This window comes from Candidatus Binatia bacterium (assembly GCA_036504975.1).
Lineage (GTDB): Bacteria > Desulfobacterota > Binatia > UBA9968 > UBA9968 > JAJPJQ01.
This window is the reverse complement of record DASXUF010000086.1, coordinates 1-6,069: the sequence shown is the minus strand read 5'-3', so window position 1 is coordinate 6,069 and position 6,069 is coordinate 1. Positions and strand designations below refer to the sequence as shown.

At 60.9% G+C, this 6,069-nt stretch carries 6 protein-coding genes; all 6 read left to right on the top strand.

Going from position 1 to position 6,069, the window contains the following annotated elements:
• Positions 1 to 948, top strand: a 948-nt coding sequence (locus VGL70_11265; protein ID HEY3304101.1) for a substrate-binding domain-containing protein, incomplete at its 5' end; no start/stop codon positions are given.
• Between the two features lie 319 nt (positions 949 to 1,267).
• Complete coding sequence (locus VGL70_11260) at positions 1,268 to 2,479, top strand: CoA transferase (GenBank protein ID HEY3304100.1); 1,212 nt, start codon at positions 1,268 to 1,270, stop codon at positions 2,477 to 2,479.
• Between the two features lie 250 nt (positions 2,480 to 2,729).
• Positions 2,730 to 3,251, top strand: coding sequence for a MaoC family dehydratase (locus tag VGL70_11255; protein HEY3304099.1), 522 nt, complete (start codon positions 2,730 to 2,732; stop codon positions 3,249 to 3,251).
• A gap of 5 nt (positions 3,252 to 3,256) precedes the next feature.
• A complete protein-coding gene (locus tag VGL70_11250) occupies positions 3,257 to 4,381 on the top strand; it encodes a CoA transferase (GenBank protein HEY3304098.1) in 1,125 nt (374 codons plus the stop codon).
• 3 nt (positions 4,382 to 4,384) lie between these two features.
• A complete protein-coding gene (locus VGL70_11245) occupies positions 4,385 to 4,834 on the top strand; it encodes a hypothetical protein (GenBank protein ID HEY3304097.1) in 450 nt (149 codons plus the stop codon).
• Positions 4,835 to 5,056: 222 nt separating this feature from the next.
• On the top strand, positions 5,057 to 6,069 hold a 1,013-nt coding region (locus VGL70_11240), incomplete at its 3' end, for a thiolase family protein (protein HEY3304096.1).

The window sequence follows — 6,069 nt, the reverse complement described above, 5'->3', positions numbered from 1 at the left end:
CCCGGAGATCTTTTTCGGCAGGTTTTAGTCGAGAGCTTTCAAAAATCTTTTCCCAAGATTCAAGTCGAATTTTTGGGCGGCAGCGGCCGAGACAAGGTCGCGCGGATTCTGCGCGAGCGCCAGGGCGGAATCTACGGCTGGGACCTTTACATCTCCGGCGCCAACTCCGCCTTGAGCGCCTTCAAACCGGTCTCGGGTTTCGATCCGTTCAAGCCGCTGATCGTTCTCCCCGAGATCAGAGAAGACAGCTCATGGATCGGCGGCTTCGACGCGGGCTGGGCGGACAGCGAAAAAAAATTATACTACGCTTTCGGCGGCGGCCTTTCCGGCGATAACATCCACGTCAACGGCGATGTTATCCCTCCCGGCGAGATCCGTTCGGCCCTTGATCTTTTGCATCCCAAGTGGACGGGTAAAATCGTCATGCAGGATCCGCGCATCGAAGGAAAGGGGCTGAGCGACGCCCTGGTCCTGTCGCTCGCTTATGGAGAGGCTTTCATCAAGCGGCTTCTGACCGAGCAAAAGATCACTTTTTCAAGTGACCGGCGCCAACTGGTCGAGTGGCTGGTCCGCGGGCGTTACCCCATCGGCATCGGCGTAAACGATTATTTCCTCGCGCCGTTTCAAGAAAAAGGCGTCGGCAAAAACGTGAGAGTCTTCGACGATCCCAAGACCGCGATCTACTGGACGCACGGCTCGAGCGCCGTGGGGTTTTTCAACCGCGCGCCTCATCCGAACGCCGCAAAGGTCTACGTCAACTGGCTGCTCTCGCGCAGCGGGCAATTGGAATGGGTAAAAACCCAGACGAACAGCCGCCGTGTCGACGTGCCGCCGTTCGATCCCAAGACCGCGCTCAAGGCCGACCCGAACGTGTACCACGTGATGGCCGAGTACTCCTTGCCGGAGCTCCGGCGGATGCAAAACCTGGCGAAGGAAATCATACCTTGATGGTCATGAATTATTATGCTTCGCCTTTGGCCACGAAGACCCTCACCCCTACCCTCTCCCGCAAGGCGGGCGAGGGAGTTAAGTATTATTTCCCTTCTCCCTCTGGGAGAGGACGAGGGTGAGGGAATCTTCCTGAGCTGATCCATTTCGGAGAAAGATACAAAGGGATTCGGTTGACAATTTCTCCTTCGGCGAATAGATGAAACAATCTCGGTAAAACTTTACCGGAACAAAAAAATGCCGAATATAATTTTCGGATTTCGGTATTCGTATTTCGGACTTTGATTCACTAAAGAAGGACGAAAAGGTTTTATTCTCCATGAAATCAGCTCTGCCTCTTTCCGGCATTCGCGTTTTGGACTTCAGCCATATTCTGGCGGGGCCGTTTTGCACGCGGCTCCTCGCCGACTTTGGCGCCGACGTCGTCAAGGTCGAAACGCGGACGCGCCAGGACCGCATGGGCGCGGTCAAGCCGGGCGAGCGGCTCAAGGGGCGCTCGGACCGGCCGCCGGCCTATCTCACCACCAATCGCAACAAACGCTCGATCACGATCAACTTGAAAACCGACGAGGGAAAAAATCTGGCTCTCAAGCTGGCAGGCAGAGCGGACGTCGTCGTGGAGAATTTCAGCGCCGGCGTCATGGATCGTCTCAAGCTCGACTATGAGCATTTAAAGGCGGTCAATCCGCGGATCATCTATGTCGCCATGTCGGGCTACGGCCACGACGGACCGCGCAAAGACTGGACGAGCATGAACATGAATCTCCAGGCTTACACGGGCCTGATGATGGCGACCGGCGCCGAAGGCGATCCGCCGACGGCGATTTCCAACTCCTGGAACGACTACATCGCCGGCCTGCACGCGTGCTTTGGAATTCTGCAAGCTTTTTCCGAGCGCGAAGCGACGGGGGTAGGCGTCAATCTCGACTTGAGCCAGTTCGAGTGCAGCGTCGCGACTTTCGGCGCTCTGCTTCTGAGCAGCACCGTCAATGGAGTCGCGCCGCCGAGACTCGGCAGCCGGTCAAGTCATTTCGCGCCTCAGGGAGTTTACCGATGCGGCGGGAACGACGACTGGTGCGCGATCAGCGTTCAGAAAACCGATGAGTGGCGCGCTCTCTTCGAAGCGATGGGAAATCCGAGCTGGGCGGCCAAGACGGAATATGAAACTCTCGTGGGGCGGCTCAAACACCACGATGAAATCGACGCCGGGATCGAAAGTTGGACGCAGACCTTTCCGGCCGCCGAGGTGGAGCGGCGCCTTAAGGCCGCGGGAGTTCCGGCCGAGCGCATGCGGCGCATTCCGGAAGTTCTGGGGGATAAAAACGGCGAGAGCGTGTTCCGGCCGATGAACGATCCGCGCGATCAAGACCGGCTCGTCACGGGGCTGCCGTTTAAATTTTCCCGCAGCCCCGTTGCAAAGCTTTCCCCCGCTCCCGGCCTCGGCGAGCAGACGCGCGAGGTGCTGCGCGACTGGCTCGGAATCGACGATCGTGAGATCGAGAGACTTGAGGAAAACGGTACGCTGGAGTGAAACCGGCCGAAATGGAAATCAAATCCCCCTCTGTCCCCCTTTTTCAAAGGGGGAAGTTTACCTGTGCGTGCGTTCACTCACTGAACTTCGCCGAACCAGTTCCCCTCTTTGAACCGATGGCTCAAGCAAATCCCCTTTTTCAAGGGGGAATGCTCACAGAAGGAGTTAACCCCTCTTTGAAAAAGAGGGGCCAGGGGAGATTTGTGTGCGCAACGGGTATTATGCTGGGCCAGGACATCAGATACAAAGAATGGCCGCTACGATTGAAACCCTGATCAGCGACGAGCTTCGCTCCTGGATCGGCAGATCAAGCCGGCGATTGCCCTTGCCTGAGGCCGTGTCGGCTTCCGATATCCGCCGCTATGTCGACGCTACTGAAGATCGCAACCCGCTCTGGCTCGACGACGACGCGGCGCGCGCGGCAGGGTATAAAGGAAGAGTGGTCCCGCCGATGCTCGTCTTGGAGCTGACGCGCCGGGCCCAGGACGAATCCGGCGAGGGCGCCGACTGGTGGCACAAGCTGCCGCTTCCGCCCGACTATACCGACACGCGCAACGCCGGCGGCGAGCTCGAATGGCTGGCGCCGGTTTACGTCGGCGACCGGCTCGCTCTGGAGAGCAGCATCGTCGACATCGTCGCGCGCCAGGGAAGGGCCGGCCTCGGCATTTACGTCACGCGCGAAGAGCGCGTCTTGAACCAGGGCGGCGAAGTCGTTCTCAAGCGCCGGCAAATGCTCGCGCGCTTTCCCAAAAAGGAATATAAGGACGGCTGAAAAAAATGTCGCGCATCATCGACCTCACGGAACACTCGGGGGCGTACGCCGCCCGCCTTTTGGCCGAGACCGGCCATGACGTCATTCGCATCGAGCCTCCCGCAGGCGATCCTCTGCGCCGGCTGGGGCCCTATCTCGGCGGCAAGCCCGGCCTCGAAACCGGCTCTTATCATCAGTTCATGAACGCGGGGAAGCGGAGCCTCACTTTAAATCTCAAATCGCCCGCCTGCCGAAAAATATTTCTCGACCTGGTCAAGAGCGCCGACGCCGTGATCGCGAACCTCCCCTTGCCCGTCGATGAAGCCATCCTGCTCGAAGCGCGGCCTAACCTCGTCCTGGTAACCATCGAAGACGGCGAGCCCGAGCTTTGCGCCGTCGCGCGCTCCGGGCTGCTCGCGATCACGGGACATCCCCGGGAGCGCCCGGTCCTGCTCGGCGGCCACGTCGTCTATGCCGCCATCGGCCTTCACGTCGCCGTCGCCGCCGCCGCGGCGCTTTATGTTCTGCAGCAGACCGGCGCGGGCCAGGTCGTGAGCGTCTCTGCCCAGCAGTGTCTTCAAGGCTTGGCCGAGCAGGCGATGGTGACTTATACTTCGATGGGGAAAGTGACCGAGAGGCGCGGCTATCGCGGCGCCGTGACCGCCGTCTCGGGCGCCTTCCCGTGCGCCGACGGTTACTGGATGATAAGCGTTCCGCACACGCCTGAAGGCTGGGTCAAATTCATGGATTGGGTTCAAGACCCGGTCCTGATGGCCGAGACCGCGCTTTTGGACGAGGCCGAGCGCAATGCAAAAAAAGATCTGATCCTCGACCGCCTGGAAGAGTGGTCCAAAAAATTCAAGAAAGGGGAAATCGTCGCCGAGGCGCAGCGGCGTCACATTCCGGCGTCGCCCGTCTCCACCGCGTTCGACCTGGCTCAGGACCCGCAATTGATCGCGCGCGGCTTTTTGACCGAGATCGATCACCCGCTCTTCGGCAAAATTCTTTTCCCCGTCGGCGCGATCGCGAGCGTGCTCGGCCGCAAGCTCGAGCCCGCGCCCCGTCTCGGCCAGCACAGCGCGGAGATTCTCGCCGAGCTGGGATATTCGGCGGCAGACCATCAGGCGCTGCTCGAAACCATGGCGATGTGAATCATGGAAGCTTACTTCGAAGGCGTCAACGTGGGCGATGCTCTTCCCTCCCGGAGCTTCGGCCCGCTGACGATCGTCGACACCGTGCGCTGGGCCGGTATTCAGGAAAACTGGGCGCGGCTCCACTTCGACCGCGAGCACGTCCGCGAGCAGAGCGGCCTCAAGACTTTCATCGCGAGCGGCGCTTACCGCCAGGCGCTTTTGATTCGCGCGCTCACGGACTGGATCGGCCCGCGCGGCTGGCTGAAAAAACTGAGCGTGCGGCACACCGCGCCGACTTTCGAGGGCGACATGATGATCTATTCGGGCAAGGTCATGGAAAAATCTTCGACGAGCGGCGACCCGTGGATCGCGTGCGAGCTGGAAGGAAAAAACCAGGAAGGGAAACAGATCGTGACGGGACGCTGCACGGTGATTTTGCCGGCGAAAGAAACTGTGAGTCTTCCGGGTTGAGTCGTGCACCCTCACCCTTCCCTCTCCCTAAAAGGGCGAGGGCAAGAAATTATGGGGCCGCCAACATACAGTGGCTTTGTGCGTGATTCCCTCGCCCCCTGGGAGAGGGCTAGGGTGAGGGCCGATTTTCATCCTCTGTGGACGAGCGTAAGCTCATGACATACTTCGTGGTGAGATGTCTCTTTTTGTTTTGGCTGCGGCTTTACCGCGCTGTGTCCTTTTATGAGTAACATCAGCGGTCGATACGCGATCGTCGGCATCGGCGAGACGGAAGTCGGCAGGCGTCTGGACAAGACGATCACGGCGCTCGGCCTGCAAGCCGCCGTGGCCGCGATCGAAGACGCCGGCTTGAAGAAGCACCAGATCGACGGCCTCATCACGCACCAGCAGCGCTCCAATCCTCAGGCCAACAGCTCGGCGCTGCTGGCCGACCGCTTGGGAATCAAACCGGCTTACATCAACGACATAAGCTTGAGCGGCGGCGCTGCGGGCACGATGGTGCTCACGGCCGTGGGCGCCATCGAGGCGGGACTCTGCTCCACGGTGCTGTGCGCTTCGGCGGGCGGCAGCCAGGCGCTGTCGCGCGAAGGCCGCGGCCACGGCAAGCTCGCGACCGGATGGGAGGATTTCATGCATCCGTTCGGCGCGGTGGCCGCGCCGATTCACTACGCGCTCGCCGCCCGACGGCACATGCACGTCTACGGGACAACCTCGCGCCAGTTCGGCGCGATCGCGGTCGCGTGCCGGAAACACGCCGGCCTCAATCCCAACGCGCAGATGAAAAACCCGATCACGCTCGAAGACCATCAAAACTCGCGCATGATCGCCGATCCGTTTCGTCTGCTCGACTGCTCGCTGGTCTCGACCGGCGCCGGCGCGTGGATCGTGACCAGCGCGGAGCGCGCCCGCGATCTCGCCCAGCGGCCCGCGTACATTCGCGGTATGGGCTCGGCGGCCATCTTTAGCGGCGTCAATTACGCCGAGGATCTCACCTCGGTCGGCGGGCGCGAATCCTCGCGCCGGGCATTTGAAATGGCCCGTCTCAAACCGTCGGACGTCGACGTGGCGGAGCTATACGACTGCTTTACTTACACGGTGCTCGTCGCGCTGGAAGACTACGGCTTCTGCAAAAAAGGCGAGGGTGGCGCCTTCGTCGAAAACGGCCGCATCGAGCTCGGCGGCGAGCTCCCGGTCAACACCCACGGCGGCCTGCTCTCGCAGGCGCACGTCGGCGG